We start from the raw sequence: 20,288 nt of genomic DNA on the forward strand, positions 1-20,288 counted from the left end.
TAGTAACTCAAAGGGGACATGCCGTTTTTTACACTGTCTGTTCTAGAGATTCGATATTCAGAGCCCAATCTGCATTTTGCCAATAAGCTTGCTCAGTCACGAGATCGGCTTGAAGAAGTTTATTTTCTTCGAGCCAGTGGCTGTCGGCACAGCTCAGTGTCCAGCACTCTTTATCAATGCTGACGGACAGTTTAGGCACGGGCTCATCATTGCGCTGTCCATTTAGAACAATCGCCAAGCGCAATATTTTGATTAAAGTGAGGATATGTTTGCGCTTAAAGAGGACAAACGGCTCCATCTCATGCAGCTTGAGTGCTTTGCGCTGAAAGCGTACCAAGGTTGAGAGTACCTGCTGCTGCTCTTGGTTAAAACCGGGCATATTGGTGTGGCGCAGAATGTACGCTGAATGACGATGAAACGCTTGCAGGCTAATGCTTAACCCCACTTCGTGCAGCAGGGCTGCCCATTGTAGAAGGTCAACCAGCTCTGTCTTCTTGCTAATCCCTAACTCCGCATCAACTTGATTAAGTAAATGCATAGCGGTTTGATTGACCGATTCAGCGTGTTCTAAATCAACACGGTGCTTGTGGGCTAAATTTTCAGTAGTTCTCATACGAATATCAGAACGCTTAAAGCGATCCTCCATTTCGTAAAGAAGCCCTTCACGCAGTGCTGCTTCAGAAAAGTGCAGAGTGTCTATTCTTAGATCTTTGACAATGGCATGCAGTATGGCAACCCCCGCAGCAAAGACAGGTTTGCGCTCAGCGGTGAGACCATCTAATTCTATTTCATCGATGGTGCTCCATTGGCATAGGGCATCGATCAATTTGTCGAGGCGTTTGAGTGTGATTCGGCCATCGTCATACCCTAAGCCTATCAGAACTTCCCGAACGGCTTTGATGGTACCGGATGAGCCAAGTGCGATATCCCATCCATGCTTACGATATTTTGAGGAGATGGACTCAAGACGTTGCTGGGTTGCCAGCGAGGCCTTGGCAAAGTTCTTCTTAGACAGTTTGCCATTTGAGAAATACGCGTTGCTATAACTGACGCACCCCATCTGCTTGCTGTTGAGCAGCTTAGCGTCAAAACCCGTACCGATGATCATCTCGGTACTGCCACCCCCAATATCGATAACCAGTTTCGTATCAGACTGGATTTGAGTGTGTGCGACTCCCAGATAGATCAGGCGAGCTTCTTCCTCTCCAGGAATAATCTCTATCGGATAAGGCAACACCTCTCTTGCTCGTTCTATAAACACGTGAGCGTTGGAGGCTTGTCGTAAGGTGTGCGTCGCTGCAATTCGCACGTTATCAACATCAAACCCCTTGAGGCGCTCAGCAAACATGGCTAGACACTCAAGACCACGCTCCATGGAAGCGTGGTCGAGGTTCTTGTGGTCGTCGAGACCATCAGCAAGGCGAACTCGCTGTTTATGACGGCTTACGAGCTGCAGATCTTGGTCAACGACTTTCGCCACCACCATGTGGAAGCTGTTGGAACCTAAATCTATTGCAGCAACATTTCGCGCTAAGGTCATTGGTTCTTTAGGCTGATTCTGACTCATCACTCTCTATTTCAAGCAGACGCTGCTGCCTTTTTCTTGTTTGTTTCTCTACTTGTTTAAGATAGTCGTAAATGGCTAATTGTGAACGGACTTTCTTACGATTACCGCGAGCAACGTACTTGTTACTCATCTCTTTGTCTATCCAGCGAGCTTTTACGGTATCAGTAAACTGAATGTCGATGATATCAATAATTCTTTGTTTTAGTTCAGTATTTTTTATTGGTGTCGCCACTTCGATGCGGTGATCAATATTGCGCGTCATCCAGTCTGCAGAAGAGATGTAGACCTGAGGGTCACCGTTGTTATGAGTGATAATGACTCTCGGGTGCTCAAGGAATCGGTCAACAACACTGATTACCTTGATGTTTTCGCTGACACCCTCAATCCCAGGCACGAGAGAGCACATCCCACGAATGATCATACGGATCTCTACCCCCGCGTTGCTTGCCCCATACAGTTTATTGATGAGTCCCTTGTCGACTAAGTTGTTTACTTTTAGTGTGATAGCGGCTGCCATTCCCGATTTCGCATTAGCAATTTCACTGTCGATTAGACGGTAAAGCTGCTTACGAGAGTTGCGAGGAGAAACAATAAGCTGATTGAATTTCACCGGTCGGTAAGGGTTTTGAATATAACCGAATACATTTCTTACTTCGTCAGTGATCTCTTTATCGGCGGTAAGCAGTGAAAAGTCGGTGTAGATTCGGGCGGTCTTTTCGTGGAAGTTACCAGTTCCAATGTGCGCGTAGCGAACGATTTCACCTTCGTTTTCTCGCCGGCTGATTAGCAGTAGCTTGGAGTGGATCTTTAGACCTGGAGCACCAAACACAACCTCAACGCCAGCGTCTGTCAGTATCTTCGCCCACTCAATGTTCGCCTCTTCATCAAAACGCGCTTGCAGTTCAACGACTACGGTTACATTTTTACCGTTATGTACTGCGTCCATCAGCGAGTGCATTAAACGTGAGTCTTTTGCTACACGATAGATGTTAATCTTGATACTCAATACTTTAGGGTCAAAAGATGACTGACGAACTAGTTCGGAGACATGGTCAAAGGTGTGGTAAGGATAATAAAGTAATATGTCTTTTGCTTTTATGGCATCAAAAGAGTTGTTGTAGCCATCAAAATCAGCGCAAGCCATTGGCGGTAAAGGCTTGTTCTCTAGATACTCACGGCCTACATTTGGGAAACCAATAAAGTCTTTGAAGTTATGGTAACGGCCTCCTGCGATAAGGTTATCGTAATTTGAAATTCCAAGTTTGTCACAGAGCATGTCTAGCATGTGCTGAGGCATTGTTTTCTCATAGACAAAGCGCACAGGCATGGCTGTTAAGCGTTGTTCGATGCCTTCAGACATTTGTTCCAGAAGGCTATGTTCTACCTCGTTGCTCAAGTCATACTCCGCATCTCGAGTCATCTTCATGGAGTGTCCTTGAAGTTGGTCATACTCAACGAAGCCCTGAAATAGTTCATCGAGACAGTAGCGAATGATGTTATCTAAAAGGATGATGGTTTTACGACGTTTGCCTTTTTCTTCCGGCACCATGACAAAGCGAGGCAACTGATCGGTTGGGATCTCAATCAGTGCATATTGTCGACTCTCATTCTTAGTCAGTTCAACAGAGATGTAGGCATATTCATCTTTTAGGAAAGAGAGTAGGTTGGTTTCTTTGGTTATAAACTGAGGACAGATGTGAGGCTGAACTTCTTTTTTGAAGTACTTCTTAATCCATTTCTGTTGGGGCTCAGTTAGTTGGGTTTCATTAACGAGGAAGATTCGGCGACGAGCCATCTCTAAAATAAGCTCGTTGTATACCTCATCGAATTCTTGATTCAGTTTGAATGCTTTGGATTGCATCTTAGACAGTAGATGCTTTGACTTATCGTCCTTACCCTGCTCTTGGCTGATGATGATACGGCGTTTTACATCAGAGAATCGAACTTTATAAAACTCATCAAGGTTGTTAGAAAAAATACCTAAAAAGCGAATGCGTTCAATGAGAGGGACAGATTTGTCCTTAGCTTCTTGCAGCACTCTCTCGTTGAAGGATAGCCAGCTAAGTTCTTTTTCTATGTAGAGTTTTTCGCCACTCATGGTTGCACCTTCCCAATGCCATATTACTCTTGATGATATACCCTCAACTAGCGGTAAAGGAACTGAGGGCAAGAAACACAAGGGACTCTATGTTTTTTTTATGACATTTCTATTTCATTTCGTGTGATAATTAGTAGTTCATAATAAATGTCGTTTAAAATATAGATAATTCCCACTTTTAAAGTGAATTTAGCCTGATTAATTTGCTCTAATTCAATATTTTGTATGATGAGCAGTGTTGGGGCATGCCGCTGTGGCGGTTAGGTTTTTCAGTGCCTTAATAGGGTGTGTCATATTAGTGTCACCTAAATGACATAGTCTCTTGGGGTTTTATTGGAGTTGAGTGATAGAGATGGCAAAAGCAAGCATTTCACTGCGTGAGCGTGATACTAAACGAGCGATTAAAGATCGTTTGTTTCGTGCTGCCGTGTCTATTGGAGGTAATGGTGTATTAGCTGCACTAGTATTGATTTTCGTCTACCTCGCCATTGTTGTGTTACCCCTGTTCTCAGATGCTGAGATAGAGGTAGGCCACCTAAAGCAGGAGATAACCACACAATCCCCCGTTCTTGCGGGAATTGATGACCAAGGTGAACAGGCTTACTTGTTATCGGAAAATGGTCAGTTAGAGTATTGGCGTCTCAACCAACCGAGCCTGGAGCCGAGTGATGTTTTCTCGCTCTATCAACAGCCTAAAATGGTGGTTGCTCAAACTGGTGCCCAGGGTTGGTTTGCTGCTGCAAACAGTGAGGGTCAGCTGACTCTGTACCGACCTCAGTTCGCCTCTATTTATGATGATAATCAACAAAGCTTAGCGGCGAGTGTCGAGCATGTGATGCCAGTGCGAGACCTACAGCTGGCAGGTAGCACGATTGCGGCATTCAGTTTTGGTTACAGCAATCAACAGCTCTCTCTTGCTGGACTTCTTGATGATGGTCGCATTCTCCTTCGCTGGGGCAGTGTTGATGAGATGCCTTATGAGCAGTTGTTGCCAGCTCAGTACCTGCAAGCCGAACAAATTCTACTGACACCCGACGGCCTGCGCTTGTTTGTTCGCACAGGCTCTGAGCTGGTGGTGATTGCTCGACAAGACGATCGCTACTCGGTGCGTGAGGTGGTCGACTTGTCACATGGTGAAGATAAGCACCTTGCTACCGATATGACCTTTCTCGCAGGTGCGTTCTCTTTACTGATTACCCACCAAGATGGTTTGGTATCACAATGGTTCGAAGTGATTGAAGACGAGCAGCGGCAACTTGCGCTTATTCGTGATTTTAAACTTGCTTCTGAGCTAGAGCTACTACTACCAGATACCTACAGAAAAGGTTTTTTTAGTTTCTATCGCAACGGAACCCTTCAAAGCCACTACACGACGAGCGAAAAATTGGTGCTCTTTGAGCGAGCTTATGAGCAAGCCCCAGAGTTAGTGACAATGTCGAGCAATGAAAAGTTTGTTCTGGCTTACTCCAAGAATAAGATTGATGTCGCTTTAGTTAACAATCCTCACCCTGAAATCTCCTTTTCGTCTTTGTGGCAAGAGGTGTGGTACGAGAGTTACCCTGAGCCCGCCTACGTATGGCAAACTACCGCAGGCAGCGACAATTTTGAGCCCAAGTTCAGCTTATCGCCGATAGTCTTTGGCACATTGAAAGCCGCTGTGTTTGCAATGTTGTTTGCCGTGCCGATTGCTGTTTTAGGGGCGATCTACACGGCTTACTTTATGTCCCCACAGATGCGAAAGGTGGTTAAGCCCTCGGTAGAGCTTATGGAAGCTTTTCCAACCGTAATCATCGGTTTTCTTGCTGGCTTATGGTTTGCTCCGATCGTTGAAACCTACTTGCCAGCAGTCATCAGCTTACTGATCTTCTTGCCTTTATCGACAATTCTTGTCGGCGGATTATGGCACTGTTTGCCTCGTAAAGTGCTCGATGATATGCCAAATGGCTGGCATGCACTGATCTTAATGCCTGCGATTATTGTGATAGTTACAGTGTTGATTTGGTTTAGTGGTGAGATAGAAATGTGGCTATTTGACGGCGATGTGCGTCGAGTCTTAGCCGATTACGGCATTAGTTACGACCAGCGAAACGCTCTGGTGGTAGGCTTTGCCATGGGCTTTGCGGTGATTCCCACCATTTTTACGATTGCAGAAGATGCCATATTTTCTGTGCCAAAGCACCTATCCGATGGTTCACTCGCTCTCGGTGCCACACCATGGCAGACCTTGGTTTACGTGGTTCTATTGACTGCGAGTCCAGGGATATTCTCTGCGGTGATGATGGGGCTTGGACGCGCTGTGGGGGAGACCATGATTGTGTTAATGGCAACGGGCAATACCCCAGTGATGGACTGGAATGTGTTTGAGGGAATGAAAACACTGGCTGCGACCATTGCCGTAGAGATGCCGGAATCAGATGTTGCCAGCTCTCATTATCGAATTCTATTTCTAGCTGCTTTATTGCTTCTGGCATTTACCTTTGCTGTGAACTCGCTTGCTGAGTGGGTTCGTTTACGTCTACGAGAGAAGTATCGAGCACTATGATGATTAAGGTTTTGGCTCAATGAAGCTCGGAATACGCTGGTTTAAATCGGGGGCGCCTTGGATCTGGCTGACAGGCGGTGCAGTCAGTGTCAGTATGCTCTCTGTTCTTGGCTTGTTGCTCTTGATCGGCTGGAAAGGGCTCTCTTATTTTTGGCCCGCTCAACTGACAATGTGGACAACGCATGATGGTACGCAGATTGTGGGTCAACTCTATGCCGATGAAAAAGTACCGGTGAGTTACCTGCAAGAGATGCTGCCGGATGTTCCTGATCAAATACAAGACAACACGCTCATTCGCCGCTTAAGTATCAAGGTAGCGAATCGAGAGCTCTACAGCTCAGATTTTGTCTCTTTTCTTGAAACCGATGTCGCACAAACCAGTGTTCCTGATGATTGGGCGGTGATTGAGCGTAGCCGTAACGGCGACTTCTTTGGGTTGCCTGTTGGGTATCGTCAAGCTAATGGCAAGGTCATAGACTCACCTTTAGAGGAGTTACCTAAAGGGTTGGTGTACGCCCAAAACTTGCGTGATGAGATTAATCGAATCCTAGAGACAGAAATTCGCTTGATCAGTCGCTCAATGGACAAACTCAAGCTTGAGCATCGCAAGCGCGAACTCAACGGTAACTTGTCAGAGGTTTATCTAGAAACCTATCGTGCGCGTCATCAAACTCTAATGGTACAGTTGCGAGTTGCAGAGCAGCAGTTGGATGGCTTGCGGGAGTTATTAGACAGAGAGGCTCTGATTGTCGAGGATATGCTTGGCTCGCGAACGGAAATTCCACTCAGTCAAATTTACGATATTTGGTTTCCGAACCAGATGACAATTGGGGAGAAGATCACCCACTGGTTTGGAGAGGTTTGGAAGTTTTTGTCCGAGAACCCTCGAGAGTCTAACTCTGAGGGGGGCGTATTTCCTGCGATTTTTGGCACTGTGCTGTTGGTGTTGATCATGGCTATCGTAGTGACGCCACTTGGGGTGATTGCCGCTATTTATCTTCATGAGTATGCGGAGAATAACTGGTTAACCCGACTGACACGCGTCGCAGTGATTAACCTAGCGGGTGTCCCTTCGATCGTTTATGGTGTATTTGGTCTAGGCTTCTTTGTTTATACCCTAGGGGGAAGTATTGATAGCCTGTTTTATTCTGAGCGACTACCAGCCCCCACTTTTGGTACCCCTGGTTTGCTATGGTCTTCATTGACCCTCGCTATTTTAACCCTGCCAGTGGTTATTGTTGCCACGGAAGAGGGCTTATCCCGTATTCCAAAATCCGTGCGTGATGGTTCTTTTGCTCTTGGTGCAACTCAATCAGAAACCTTGATGCGGATCGTGCTGCCAATGGCCACTCCAGCGATGATCACCGGGCTGATTCTTGCGGTGGCTCGCGCGGCTGGTGAGGTTGCGCCACTCATGTTGGTGGGGGTGGTAAAACTCGCCTCAAGTCTACCCGTCGATGGTGAGTTCCCATTTTTACATTTAGATCGAAAGTTCATGCACTTGGGCTTTCACATCTATGATTTAGGTTTTCAAACCAGCAATATTGAAGCGGCGAGACCTCTGGTTTTTGCTACCGCTTTCTTGTTAGTGTTAGTTATTGTTGCTCTTAACTTAACCGCGATCAGTATCCGTAACAATCTACGTGAAAAGTATCGCACGTTAGGGCAGGATTAATTATGTTTGCAGTGAGACTAATATGTTTTCAGTAAGCCAAGCACTTGGCTATGCGCCACCTCTTGATGTGCACAACCTTAGAGATGATCAGACAGCGATCGCGATTGAAGATCTCAATTTGCACTATAAAAACGTCAAAGCCCTTGATGGTATCTCGATGCGCATCCCAAAAGGGCAGGTGACGGCATTCATCGGCCCGTCAGGTTGTGGCAAATCGACTCTACTGCGCTGTATTAACCGAATGAATGATTTAGTGGATGGCTGTTCGATTCAAGGCAAGGTTAGTCTGCATGCTAAGAACGTCTATGATCCAGATGTCGATGTACCCACCCTACGTCGCCGTGTGGGTATGGTGTTTCAGCGTCCAAATCCTTTCCCTAAGTCAATTTATGAAAATGTGGTTTATGGCTTGCGACTGCAAGGTATTCGCAATAGCCGCCTACTCGATGATGCCGTTGAGCGCTCTTTGCGTGCGGCTGCGCTATGGGATGAAGTAAAACATCGACTGGATGACAATGCTTTTGGCCTGTCTGGTGGTCAGCAGCAGCGTCTGGTGATAGCACGAGCGATTGCCATTGAGCCGGAAGTACTATTGCTGGATGAGCCCACCTCGGCGCTTGACCCAATCTCAACCTTAACCATTGAAGAGCTGATCACCGACTTAAAAAGTCAATACACCGTGGTGATTGTGACGCATAATATGCAGCAAGCGGCGCGAGTGAGTGATCATACCGCCTTTATTCATATGGGGAACTTGGTAGAGTATTCAGATACCGACTCTATCTTCACTTCACCCGTGAAGAAGCAGACAGAAGACTATATTACTGGCCGATACGGCTAATTAAGGACACCTTACATCCATGAATTTTGGTCGCCACATCTCTGGGCAATTTAACGTTGAGCTGGAATCTATCCGAACGCATGTTTTGACCATGGGAGGTTTGGTTGAGCAGCAGCTCTCCTTTGCACTTCAAGCGTTAAACAAAGAAGATATTGATTTAGCGCGTAAAGTGGTGAAAGACGATCACAAAGTCAATGTGATGGAGATGTCGATTGATGAAGCGTGTACGCGCATCATCGCCAAGCGTCAGCCGACGGCGAAAGACTTACGTCTGATTATGGCGATCATCAAGACCATTAGTGACCTTGAGCGGATCGGTGATGTTGCAACCAAAATTGCTTACGTGGCAATTGAGACACCATCCTCTAAACAGCGTAAATACCATGTTTCTTTGGAAACACTATGTCGACTTGCGATTGATATGCTGCACCAAGCGCTTGATGCATTTGCTCGTATGGATGTGGAATCTGCGGCTCAAGTGCACAAGATGGATGACAAAATCGATGCCGAATGCAAAGCGGTAATTGAACAGCTTACCAAGCTAATGATGGAGTACCCGAAAAATATTCCATCCATGCTGCAGATTATGCAGTCGGCTCATGCGATTGAACGTGTCGGAGATCGCTGTCAGAACATCTGTGAATACATCGTCTACTTTGTGATTGGTAAGGATGTGCGCCACCTTGAAGATGATGACTTGGGTCGCGCACTAAACGATATTTAGCCAAGCTTGTTGAGCGCGTCAGCAACGGCTTGAATTGCTTTAGGGTTGGTGATGGGAACGATAAAGTCATCAACCTCAGTATTGCCCATCTGCGCGGCGTTAGAGACAAATGTCATCTGACTGTTGCGCGTTGTTTTACCTGATAAGTGAACCTCGTTCACATGCGTTTGTGTGACAATGTCATTCACGTTTTGTGCATTCACACCTGCCCCTGCCATAATTGAAATTCTGCCATCAGCTTGCTCAACAAGCGCTCTGAGTGTAGAGATGCCTTCCTGGGCCGAGCAAGCTTGACCCGAGGTAAGCACTCGCTCACATCCTAAACGGATAATCTGCTCAAGAGCTTGTTCAATATCAGCGCATTGATCGATCGCACGATGGAAAGTGACCCCCAAACCATTGGCTTTGGCGGTATCCACCAGCTTGCTCATTGCCGGCATATCGAGATGACCTTCTACGGTGAGCATGCCCGTCACAATACCTTGCAAGCCAGCAGTCGCAGCAGCTTCAATATCAAGGCACATCAGCTCAACATCATACTCGTTATAGAGAAAATCCCCTTGGCGAGGGCGGATCATCGCATACACAGGAACGCGACTGAGCTTGGCCGCACGGCACATTAAGCCATAGCTCGGAGTGAGACCGCCTAAGTCAAGGGACGAGCATAGTTCAATACGACTCGCACCCCCTTCAATCGCAAGTGGCAGAGATTCTAGATGATCGATACAGACTTCAATTTGCATGGTTTACTCAATTAAACAAAACATTCGAACAAAAAAAGAGCATAGAATTTGCTTCTATGCTCTCATAATTTTCTCAAATAAAGTGTGATGCGAATTACGCCGCGTCTTCTTCTTTAGGTTCTTCAACCACTTCAACTGGCTTAGCCTTCTTTGGTGCTGGTTTACGTTTGGCACCGAGTGCATACAGCACTTCTTCTTTGTTTTGAGCAAGGAACATGGCAAGGTCTTCTTGTTTACCTTCATCTTCCATTAGTTCACTCTTACCCAATAGCTCGAACAGCTCATCAGCCATATCCAGCATTTTGTCATAAGCGTCCGCTTCGGCTTTAGAGGTAAAAGTCATCTTTTCTTCTCCGTTGCGTTCCACCACGTACTTCACGATTACAGCCATGGTTAATCCTCTAATCTAATCTTCAAAATAACTGGCTTTTTATACAGTTTTTGAACAGCAAAGTCCAGTTGTCAGCGACTAGATGGGATCAAGCGCTCATTGATTCAGCGAATGAATGTCGGGTAATAAAGTATGGTCGTTAAGTTATGCTTACCGGGGTTTTGTTTGGGTTTTGCCTGATAGATCATGCTGATGAAAATCAGTTGTGCTAATCTCGTGGGCATCATAGATACAGCCCGATGAGTTGCCTTTGTTTACTGTCTATCACTCCAATCAAATTGACGTCCTCAAAACCTTATTGGTTGAGTTAATAAAACGCGATCCACTGGAAAATCCTCTCGAAGCAGAACAGATTCTTGTTCAAAGTCCAGGTATGTCACAGTGGTTAAAAATGGCATTGGCGGAAGAGTTCGGTGTTGCAGCCAATCTCGAATTTCCTTTGCCGGCGACTTTTATCTGGAACATGTTTAGCCATGTGTTACCGGATGTGCCAGAGCGCAGCTTTTTCAATAAAGAGGCGATGGTTTGGAAATTGATGACACTGCTACCCAAGCAGCTTGAACACCCAGAGTTTGCCCCACTTAAGCAGTACTTGAGTGATGATGAGCAGCAGATCAAACAGTATCAATTAGCCGAAAAAATTGCCGATATCTTTGATGGTTACTTGGTGTATCGTCCTGAATGGATTGCAAGTTGGGAAGCGGGGCAGTCTGTCGACGAGATCGAAGGGGAACATGAGTGGCAGCCCATGCTGTGGCAAGCGCTGTATGACTATACGGTATCGCTTGATCAATCTCCGTATCATCGTGCTAATCTGTACGAGCACTTTATTGATACCTTGCAATCCTATCAAGGAGAGTTCGATAAGCTACCGAAACGACTATTTATCTTCGGTATCTCTTCACTGCCTCCGCGCTACCTAGATGCATTAAAGGCGCTTGGTGAGCACATTGATGTACACCTGATGTTCACCAACCCTTGTCAATATTATTGGGGCGAGGTCAGGGACAAGCGCTTTATTGCGAAATTGGCCGCCAAGCACCGCCAACACTTGGTGTTCAATCAGCAGCAGAGTGCGATTGACGGTGAAACCCCAATACTCAAAGGCTCAATCGAACAGAATACCCTAGATGAGTTGCACGTAGATGCGGTAGGCAACAGTCTGCTAGCCTCGATGGGCAAACTTGGTCGTGACAATCTATACCTTCTATCTCAATTGGAATCGAACGAGATTGAGGCGTTTGTCGATATTGAGCGCGATACGCTGCTACATCAATTACAGGCTGATATCCTCAACCTTGAAGAGCACCAAGACGATAACATTCTTGATTCGAGTGTGCATAAGCAGGTTGTCCAGGCCGATGATAAGTCGGTGACAGTGCATGTATGCCATAGCGCGATGCGTGAAGTTGAAGTTTTGCATGATCAATTGCTCGCGATGTTTGAGCGTCAGCCTGATTTAAAACCAAGAGACATCATTGTTATGGTGGCTGATATCAATGCTTACAGCCCGGCAATTCAAGCGGTGTTTGGTAACGCCAGTGCTGACCGATACATTCCGTTTTCGATTTCTGACCGCACGGCAGACAAAGAGAGCCCGATCCTCAATGCATTTAGCTCGCTATTATTACTGCCTGAGTCGCGTTGTACTGCATCTGAGCTATTGGAGCTTCTAGAAACGCCGGCGATCATGCGCAAGTTTGGCCTTGATTACAGTGACTTCCAGCAGGCTAAGCTGTGGGTCGAAGCTTCTGGTATTCGTTGGGGGCTTTCTCCACAAACCGCGACCGAATTTGACCTCCCAATGGGGGAGCAAAATACGTGGCAGTTTGGTATTGAGCGTATGCTGCTCGGCTATGCAATGGCTGTTGATGCGCCTCTGTTTGAATCCAGCCACGGCACCATTGCTCCGTATAACGAAGTGCAAGGTCTGTCTGCCGAGCTTGCGGGGAAACTGGCGCATTACATTGAGAGTGTCGGTCAATATCGTGCGCGACTTGGGCAAGTTCAGACGGTTGCGGATTGGCAAGTCTGTCTTGGTGAGCTACTTGAGGGTTTCTTTGCACCAGAGCTAGAAGAAGAGGTGGCGCTGCACGGGATTCGCAACACGCTCGGTCAGTTGTCGCAACAATTGAGTGATGCTGGCTACCAAGAGTCTCTAGAGCCAATCATTGTTCGTCAGTATCTAGAGAACAAGCTGTCTGGAAGCCGAGTCTCTCAGCGCTTCCTAGCTGGACAAGTCAACTTCTGCACCCTGATGCCAATGCGCTCGATCCCATTTAAAACCGTGTGCTTGCTGGGGATGAACGATGGCGCTTACCCGCGCAATGTTGCTCCAGAAGGATTTGATTTGATGAATGGGCGAGTTAAGCCGGGTGATCGTTCACGCCGTGATGATGACCGTTATCTATTCCTTGAAGCGTTACTGTCGGCTCAAGATAGTTTGTATATCAGCTATATCGGCCGCTCAATTCAAGACAATACCGAGAGAGTGCCTTCGGTATTGGTGAGTGAGCTGATGGAGTACTGCCAGCAAAACTATTGCCTAGACGGGCAGCAAACATTGGACGTCGATCGCTCAGGAAATCAGTTGCTAGAGACGTTAACGCAACACTATCCAATGGTGCCATTCAGCCGCCATGCATTTGAGCTAGGAAGCTATGCGCGTGAATGGCTGCCGGTGGCCAACCGTGAGCAAGATAATCTTGTCAGCCAGGGACAGCCAGTGAGTAACTACTGGTTTGAAGCAACCTTTCCATATGAGTTGGATCTGGTTGAACTGCAGCGCTTTTGGCGATTGCCCGTACAGTATTTCTTTACTCGTCGCCTCAAGGTGATGTTTGACGAGTTGGATAACCCCTTACTCGATGATGAGCCGTTTGCACTTGATGGCTTGCAAAGCTTCCAAATGAAATCTGAACTGCTGTCTGTTTTGCTCGAATGTGAACCCTCGCAGTTACACTCAGCCGTCACCAACTTTGTCGCCAACAAGCGAGCCCAAGGCTCGTTGCCGGTTGGAGCGTTTGGTGAACTAGAGTTTGAGAGCAACCGAGTGCAGATAGAGGCGCTGCAAACAGAGTTGCAGCAGTATTGCTCAGCACCACTTGAAGATGTTGAAGTGCGTGTCACGTTGACCGCGCTAGGGGAGCAAAAGCCTATTCATCTTGTTGGATGGTTACAGCAGCACTATCAATCGGGACTGGTACGTTATCGAGTAGGGCGTATTCGCTCACAAGATATGCTCTCAGCTTGGATAGACCATCTGTGTTTGTGTGCTATGGGGCACAGTAAGCCAACACACCTCATTGGTTATGACCGTAAAGAAGGCGTCGTTCATTGGGTGATCCCCGCCATGAGTCGTGACCAAAGTCATCGCTTACTCAATGAGTTAGCTAGACTATTTTCTGAGGGTATTAATGCACCACTGCCTTACTTTCCAACGACAGCGCTCTCGGCAGTTGAAGCCGGTTTCTCACGCGGTAATTGGGTAGAAGATGACGAGAAGTCATTGAAGAAGATGGCAGGCGCTTTTGAAGGTGGCTACATGATGTCGGGTGAGGGGGAAAATGAGTATATCGCCCGAGTATGGCCGACATGGGATGAAGACCTTGCAAATCAGGTATTAGCGCTTAGCCGCTTAGTGATTCAAGCGCCACGTCTTAATCTTAAAACCGTCGAAGATTTTCGTAATGAAGTCAGCGTGAATACAGACAGTTAGAGAGTAGGGCGGCCGTCAGCATATCGTTATTTTATATAGGGTAATTAGCTGACGGCCATAGGTCAGAGGGACCTAATTTCGGTAGGAATGTGCGTAGTGATGAATTCCAATGCGCGCATAGTAGCCATTCGATATCGGAGATACCGTGAGAGAGATCCCACGGAAATTCAAAGATTTAGTAATTTGTTTTATGTATTCGGTTTTTATAGCTGGGATCACAGTTTGATCTCCTATAAACACGGGTTACAAGGAATTTTTATATGACTAATGCTGCGCAAGGCGTGACTCCACTTAATGCGATGACTTTTCCTCTGCATGGTGCCAGACTCATCGAGGCATCGGCAGGCACAGGTAAAACCTTCACTATCGCTGGTTTGTATTTGCGTCTAATCCTAGGGCACGGTGATGAGCAGACCCGTCATCAGCAGCCGCTAACGGTTGACCAAATCTTAGTCGTGACTTTTACTGAAGCGGCAACGGCTGAGTTACGAGATCGTATTCGAGCGCGTATCCATGACGCCCGCTTGGCATTCAGTCGTGGAGTCAGTGGTGATCCGGTGATTCAGCCACTTCTCGATGAAGTTGAAGATCACAGCTCTGCGGTAGCACTGCTGTTGCAAGCGGAGCGTCAAATGGATGAGGCCGCGGTCTACACCATTCATGGTTTCTGCCAGCGCATGTTGACGCAAAATGCCTTTGAATCAGGCAGCCGTTTTAATAATGAGTTTGTTACCGATGAGGGCATGCTCAAGGCTCAAGTGGTGGCTGACTATTGGCGTACCCAATTTTATGGACTGCCCCTGCCTTTAGCGCAGCAAGTCAGGCTGCTTTGGTCTGACCCAAGCGCCCTGCTTGGAGACATTAGCCATTATTTGAGTGGAGCACCGTTAAAGCTGAGCGTAGAGCCAATGACAGGCGGTTTGGATAAGCTTCATCAGCAAAACCTAGCGCGCATTGATGCTCTGAAACAACAGTGGCAGAGTGCTCAACAAGACTACCAAGCGTTGATTGAAGGCTCCGGCGTTAACAAGCGCAGCTATACAAAGAAATCACTGCCAACCTGGCTAGCGGCTATTGATGCATGGGCAGCCAATCCAACGACGGATTACAGTTACCCCGATCAGCTAGAGAAGTTTTCCCAGCAGGTGCTAGTGGAGAAATCACCGAAAGGTAATCCACCCGAGCATGGGACGTTTGCCGCGATTGATGAATTTTTGGCACAGCCCACCAGTCTCAAAGCACCGATTCTTGCTCATGCTATTGAAGTGTGTCGAGAGAAGCTGCAACAGGCTAAACATCGAAAGCAGTGGCTCTCGTTTGATGACCTACTGACCCAACTCTCCGCCTCAATGGATATGGATGAAGAGGGCTTGTTAGGTGAACGTATTCGCACCCTTTATCCGATTGCTATGATCGATGAATTCCAAGATACCGACCCGCTGCAATACAGCATATTTGGCCGTATCTATCTGGATCACCCTGATTGCGGTCTGTTTATGATTGGTGACCCTAAACAGGCGATTTATGGTTTCCGTGGCGCAGATATCTTCACTTACATCAAGGCGCGAAATCAGGTATCCGCGCACTACACACTCGGAACCAACTGGCGATCGAGTGCTGACATGGTGCTGTCGGTAAACCAAATCTTTGAGTTGCCGGACAGTCCGTTTATTTACGATCGTGATATTCCATTTTTGCCTGTTAATTACAGTCCCAACGCTGATAAGCGCCATTGGACACTCGAAGGGGATCAGCAACCGGCTCTGATCTATTGGCAACAGCAACCGGAAGATGATAAACCGCTGTCCAAAGGTGAATACCTCGATGTCATGGCGAGTGCCACAGCCAGTGAAATCCAAAAGATCCTCACGGCATCCGATAACGGCAATGCAGAGTTGGTCAGTGGCGATAAACGTCATGCCATCCAAGCAGGTGATGTTGCAGTGTTGGTGCGCACAGGCGCAGAGGGTCAGCGAATTCAACGCGCGCTGGCGGACCAAGGCATCGCTAGCGTCTATCTTTCCAATCGCGACAGCGTATTTAGCAGCGCAGTCGCTATGGATATTTTGCGTCTTCTTACCGCAGTACTGACGCCAGACGATGAGCGTAAGGTCAAAGCAGCACTCTCATCACGTCTGTTTGATCTGCCCATTGCTTACCTTGAGCAGCTCAATGAAGACGAGAATGAGTGGGAAGCGGTGTTAATTGAGTTCAAAGACTATCAGCAGCAGTGGTTTAACCGTGGAGTGTTGCCGATGCTGCGAGCGGTACTGAGTCAGCGCCATCTAGCTGAGCGCTGGCTACACAGTGAGAGTGAACGTCAACTCACCGATTTTATGCACCTGAGCGAGTTGCTGCAAAATGCTGGCGCAGAGCTAGATAGCCATCAAGCCCTGTTGCGCTGGTTGAGCCAAGCGATCAGTGATGCACAGCAGGGGGTGAATGGTGGAGATGATGCCATTCAGCGTTTAGAGTCAGAGCGGAATCTCGTGCAAATCGTCACTATCCATAAATCGAAGGGCCTCGAGTATGACCTCGTCTTTCTGCCATTTGTGTTCGCCGCACGTGAGGCAAGTGAGGCGAAATACTATGATGCTGAGCAAGATCGCACCGTGTTGGATATATTAGCCAATGATGATGCACTGGCGCTGGCTGATAAAGAGCGCCTTGCAGAAGACTTACGCCTAATTTATGTCGCATTAACGCGTGCGGTTTATGCCTGTTATATTGGTGCTGCGCCTTTGAGAAATGGCCGTTCAACCAAAGAGCCCACCGGTGTGCACAAAAGTGCGATGGGGTATTTGCTACAAAATGGTCAGCAGGGGGGGATGGCTGATCTTGCTAATGCCATTGGTGAACAGACGAAGCTCGCGAGTGTCGCTGAGCTATCACCACCAGAGTGTTTACCGAGTAAGTACGTCCCACCGACTGTCGAACAAGATGACATTGTTGCCCAAACCCTTACCCAGAACATTGATCGCCACTGGCGTATGACCAGTTACTCTGGCTTGGTTAAGCAAGGTTCACACGGCCACAAAGAGGTGCTGGTGGATGTGGGAACCTTTGATGTTGATTCTGCCGATGAAGCTCAGCAAGACGATGAAGAACAAGCACTCTCTATCTTTAATTTTCCGCGTGGTGCACAGCCAGGCACTTTCTTGCATGCTCTGTTTGAAGAGGTAGAGTATACCCAGCTCGCCACCGAGGCACGTAACACGGCGATTATCTTAGACTTGATGAAGCAGTCTTCGATAGATGAGCAGTGGCTCCCGGTGCTGCAAAACATGGTGGACACCGTGTTAGCCACCCCATTGGATGGTCAACAGATGCGCTTGAAAGACAGCAAGCCGTCGCAACGTTTAGTCGAGATGGAGTTTATGCTACCGATTAAGCTGCTCTCTGCGCCTGCGCTTAATCGTGTGATAAAACACCATGATTCGCTGTCAGCTCGCACCGGAGATCTTGGCTTCCAAACCGTGCAAGGCATGCTTAAGGGCTTTATTGATTTGGTGTTTGAGTATCAAGGCAAATATTACGTGCTTGATTGGAAGTCGAACCATCTTGGTGATCAGATTGACGATTATCATTCCGCCGCACTAAGTCATTCAATGGCGGATCACCGCTATGATTTGCAATACCAAATCTATTCACTCGCACTGCATCGCTTCTTGAATAGCCGTATCCCGAATTACGATTATGAACACCACTTTGGTGGCGTTTATTATGTCTTCTTGCGTGGTGTGGATGGACAGAGCGACAACGGTATCTTCTCCGCTAAACCGAGTTTAGCCATGCTTAACGACCTAAATGATTTGATTGATGACAGCCTTGAGTCAAGCTCACTTGAGGAGAGTAAATAATGGAAAAACGAACCAGTTGGCAATGGGCACAGTGGCTGTTGTCTAAAGGCTTTCTTCGACAGCTTGATATCCAGTTAGCCAATGTCCTTCGTCGTCATGGTGCCAGTGATGAGGTCGCTCTGCTTGCCTCGATAACCAGCGCAGAGGTGGGTAAAGGGCATATCTGCCTAGCCGTCGAGGCTCAGAACAATGGACAATTATGGTCTGAACGATTGGGACTGTTTGGTGAAAATGCGGCTGCCTTTGTCGTGGATATGGATGCAATTGATTGGCCAGCTCAGGTTAAGGCCAGTAGTTTGGTCTCGCAAAGTGATTCTGGCAATCAACCTTTGGTTTTTGATGCAGGGTTACTCTATCTACAGCGCTATTGGCAGTATGAACAGAAATTGGCTAATCGCTTGAAGTCTCTTGCAACCGTGGTCTCTTTAGATCGCAGTGAGCAGGAGCGCTTGCGCAGTGAGTTGGATCACCTGTTTGCTCGCCAATACAGCTATTTGCTCGCTGATTTAGACAAGGCGCGTGGCAACAATCAAAATACACTCAATCATCGTAAGATGTTGGCATTCGACCACCTTGATATCGTTGATGATGAGGGATTGGATTGGAGTGCGATTGATGAGGCTTTGTCTGGTGCAAACAGTGTCAATGACTTGCTTGTACTCGACCAGTTAGTGCCTCTCAAGCATTGCGTGAGCTGGCAAAAAGTCGCGGCATCTGCCGCATTGACTCGCCGCTTTACTGTGATTTCGGGCGGCCCGGGAACGGGTAAAACCACCACCGTCACTAAATTGCTCACGGTATTGCTGCAACAAGCACAACAGCGCGGAGAGTCTCCAACGATAAAATTGGTCGCCCCAACCGGTAAAGCAGCAGCGCGTCTCACCGAATCGATTGGTAATGCGGTACAAGAGTTGCCTATTGACCCAAGCCTCAAAGACAAGATTCCGACCGACGCCAGCACCATTCACCGACTGCTTGGCGCCATCCCTAATAGTGTTGAGTTTCGTCATAACAAACACAATCCACTACACCTAGATGTGCTAGTGGTGGATGAGGCATCGATGGTGGATTTACCGATGATGTATCGATTGGCCGAGGCGCTGCCTGATCATGCCCGCTTGATTCTGCTTGGTGATAAAGACCAGTTATCTTCGGTTGAGGCGGGTGCCGTGCTTGGTGACATCTTCTCTTATCACGCGCAAGGCTACAGTGAAGCCCAAGGTGAAACTCTGGCAGAGCTCACGAGTTTTGACTCATTGAAGACACAAGCGAGTGGCGCGGTTAGCCTTGCCGATTGTTTGTGCATGCTGCAAAAAAGCTATCGTTTCGACGCGCGCTCAGGTATCGGTCAGTTGGCAAAAGCGATTAACTCAGGTAATAAAGCGCGAGTTACCCAAGTCTGGAATAGTGACTTCTCGGATATTCAGCACTTTCCCCTCAGCGCGGATAACTATACCCAGCTACTGACGACGCTTACACAAGAGTATGCTCACTACTTAAATATGATAGAGCGTGAGGGGATGAGTGAGGATTTAGCGCAAAAGGCGAAAGCGGTTTTGCGTCAGTTTGGTCAATGTCGATTGCTTTGCGCGGTGCGTGAGGGAGACTTTGGTGTTCAAGGGCTTAACGAGCGCATTGAGCGCAGTTTGAATCACCGAGGTCTTATTACTAAACGCGAAGAGCTATGGTATGCAGGTCGCCCAGTGATGGTAACGCGCAATGATGCGAGTAGTGGTTTGTTTAACGGTGATATCGGTATCTGTTTGCCTGTGTTCGAAGAAGACCGAACTCGGCTAAAAGTCTTTTTTGAGCTGCCAGATGGCTCAGTAAAAGCGATTCTTCCAAGTCGTGTTCCAGAGCATGAAACCGCCTTTGCGATGACAATTCACAAGTCTCAGGGTAGTGAATTTGCCTTTACCCTAATGATTCTGCCACCTGACTTTAGTCCGATACTGACTCGTGAGCTTATCTACACGGGTGTCACTCGCGCAAAATCTCGATTGGCATTGTATGCCGATGAGGCGGTGATGAATCGAGGGATACAAACTCGCACAGAGCGACATAGTGGTTTAATCGCGCGGCTTAAATAGAACAAAGGGCTAAACAGTATGACTGTTTAGCCCTTTTAG

11 protein-coding genes are annotated in these 20,288 nt (G+C 47.5%); 7 read left to right on the forward strand and 4 right to left on the reverse strand.

Features of this window, described 5'->3' with window-relative positions; genetic code table 11:
- Nucleotides 1-28: 28 nt before the first annotated feature.
- Both ppx and ppk1 read right to left on the reverse strand, forming a co-directional pair.
- On the reverse strand, nt 29-1,567 hold the full coding sequence (ppx, locus tag GT360_RS03380) for an exopolyphosphatase (RefSeq protein WP_420825433.1): 1,539 nt from the start codon (nt 1,565-1,567) through the stop codon (nt 29-31).
- Nucleotides 1,548-3,665, reverse strand: a complete 2,118-nt coding sequence (ppk1, locus tag GT360_RS03385) for a polyphosphate kinase 1 (RefSeq protein WP_164647510.1) — start codon at nt 3,663-3,665, stop codon at nt 1,548-1,550. Before ppk1 ends, ppx begins: the two co-directional genes overlap by 20 nt.
- A 352-nt stretch (nt 3,666-4,017) precedes the next feature.
- On the opposite strand from ppk1, the gene GT360_RS03390 reads away from it, so the two are divergent.
- The 4 genes from GT360_RS03390 to phoU are packed head-to-tail and all read left to right on the forward strand — an operon-like array spanning nt 4,018 to nt 9,447.
- Nucleotides 4,018-6,207: an ABC transporter permease subunit gene (locus GT360_RS03390; RefSeq protein ID WP_164647511.1), complete on the forward strand. Its 2,190-nt coding sequence runs from the start codon at nt 4,018-4,020 to the stop codon at nt 6,205-6,207.
- Between the two features lie 19 nt (nt 6,208-6,226).
- Entirely contained in the window at nt 6,227-7,882 is a 1,656-nt protein-coding gene (gene pstA / locus GT360_RS03395; protein WP_164647512.1) for a phosphate ABC transporter permease PstA, read from the forward strand.
- 22 nt (nt 7,883-7,904) lie between these two features.
- Nucleotides 7,905-8,723, forward strand: a complete 819-nt coding sequence (gene pstB, locus GT360_RS03400; RefSeq protein WP_164647513.1) for a phosphate ABC transporter ATP-binding protein PstB — start codon at nt 7,905-7,907, stop codon at nt 8,721-8,723.
- Nucleotides 8,724-8,742: 19 nt separating this feature from the next.
- Complete coding sequence (gene phoU, locus GT360_RS03405; RefSeq protein WP_164647514.1) at nt 8,743-9,447, forward strand: phosphate signaling complex protein PhoU; 705 nt, start codon at nt 8,743-8,745, stop codon at nt 9,445-9,447.
- On the opposite strand, the gene GT360_RS03410 is transcribed toward phoU, so the two are convergent.
- Nucleotides 9,444-10,190, reverse strand: coding sequence for a copper homeostasis protein CutC (locus tag GT360_RS03410; RefSeq protein WP_164647515.1), 747 nt, complete (start codon nt 10,188-10,190; stop codon nt 9,444-9,446). The two genes, phoU and GT360_RS03410, sit on opposite strands and share 4 nt — an antisense overlap.
- 94 nt (nt 10,191-10,284) lie before the next feature.
- The gene (locus GT360_RS03415) at nt 10,285-10,581 is read right to left on the reverse strand and encodes a YebG family protein (protein ID WP_164647516.1); all 297 of its coding nucleotides are present in this window, start codon (nt 10,579-10,581) and stop codon (nt 10,285-10,287) included.
- A 250-nt stretch (nt 10,582-10,831) separates the two neighbouring features.
- Here GT360_RS03415 and recC point away from each other — a divergent pair, with 250 nt between their 5' ends.
- The 3 genes from recC (at nt 10,832) to recD (ending at nt 20,249) form a co-directional block, all read left to right on the forward strand.
- Nucleotides 10,832-14,299 (forward strand): exodeoxyribonuclease V subunit gamma, encoded by a 3,468-nt coding sequence (recC, locus tag GT360_RS03420; protein ID WP_164647517.1) that lies wholly within the window; start codon nt 10,832-10,834, stop codon nt 14,297-14,299.
- Nucleotides 14,300-14,559: 260 nt separating this feature from the next.
- The gene (gene recB / locus GT360_RS03425; protein WP_164647518.1) at nt 14,560-18,159 is read left to right on the forward strand and encodes an exodeoxyribonuclease V subunit beta; all 3,600 of its coding nucleotides are present in this window, start codon (nt 14,560-14,562) and stop codon (nt 18,157-18,159) included.
- A complete protein-coding gene (recD, locus tag GT360_RS03430) occupies nt 18,159-20,249 on the forward strand; it encodes an exodeoxyribonuclease V subunit alpha (RefSeq protein ID WP_164647519.1) in 2,091 nt (696 codons plus the stop codon). The genes recB and recD overlap by 1 nt, the downstream gene beginning before the upstream one ends.
- The last annotated feature ends 39 nt before the right edge of the window (nt 20,250-20,288 follow it).

Source organism: Vibrio astriarenae, assembly GCF_010587385.1.
Taxonomy (GTDB): Bacteria; Pseudomonadota; Gammaproteobacteria; order Enterobacterales; family Vibrionaceae; genus Vibrio; species Vibrio astriarenae.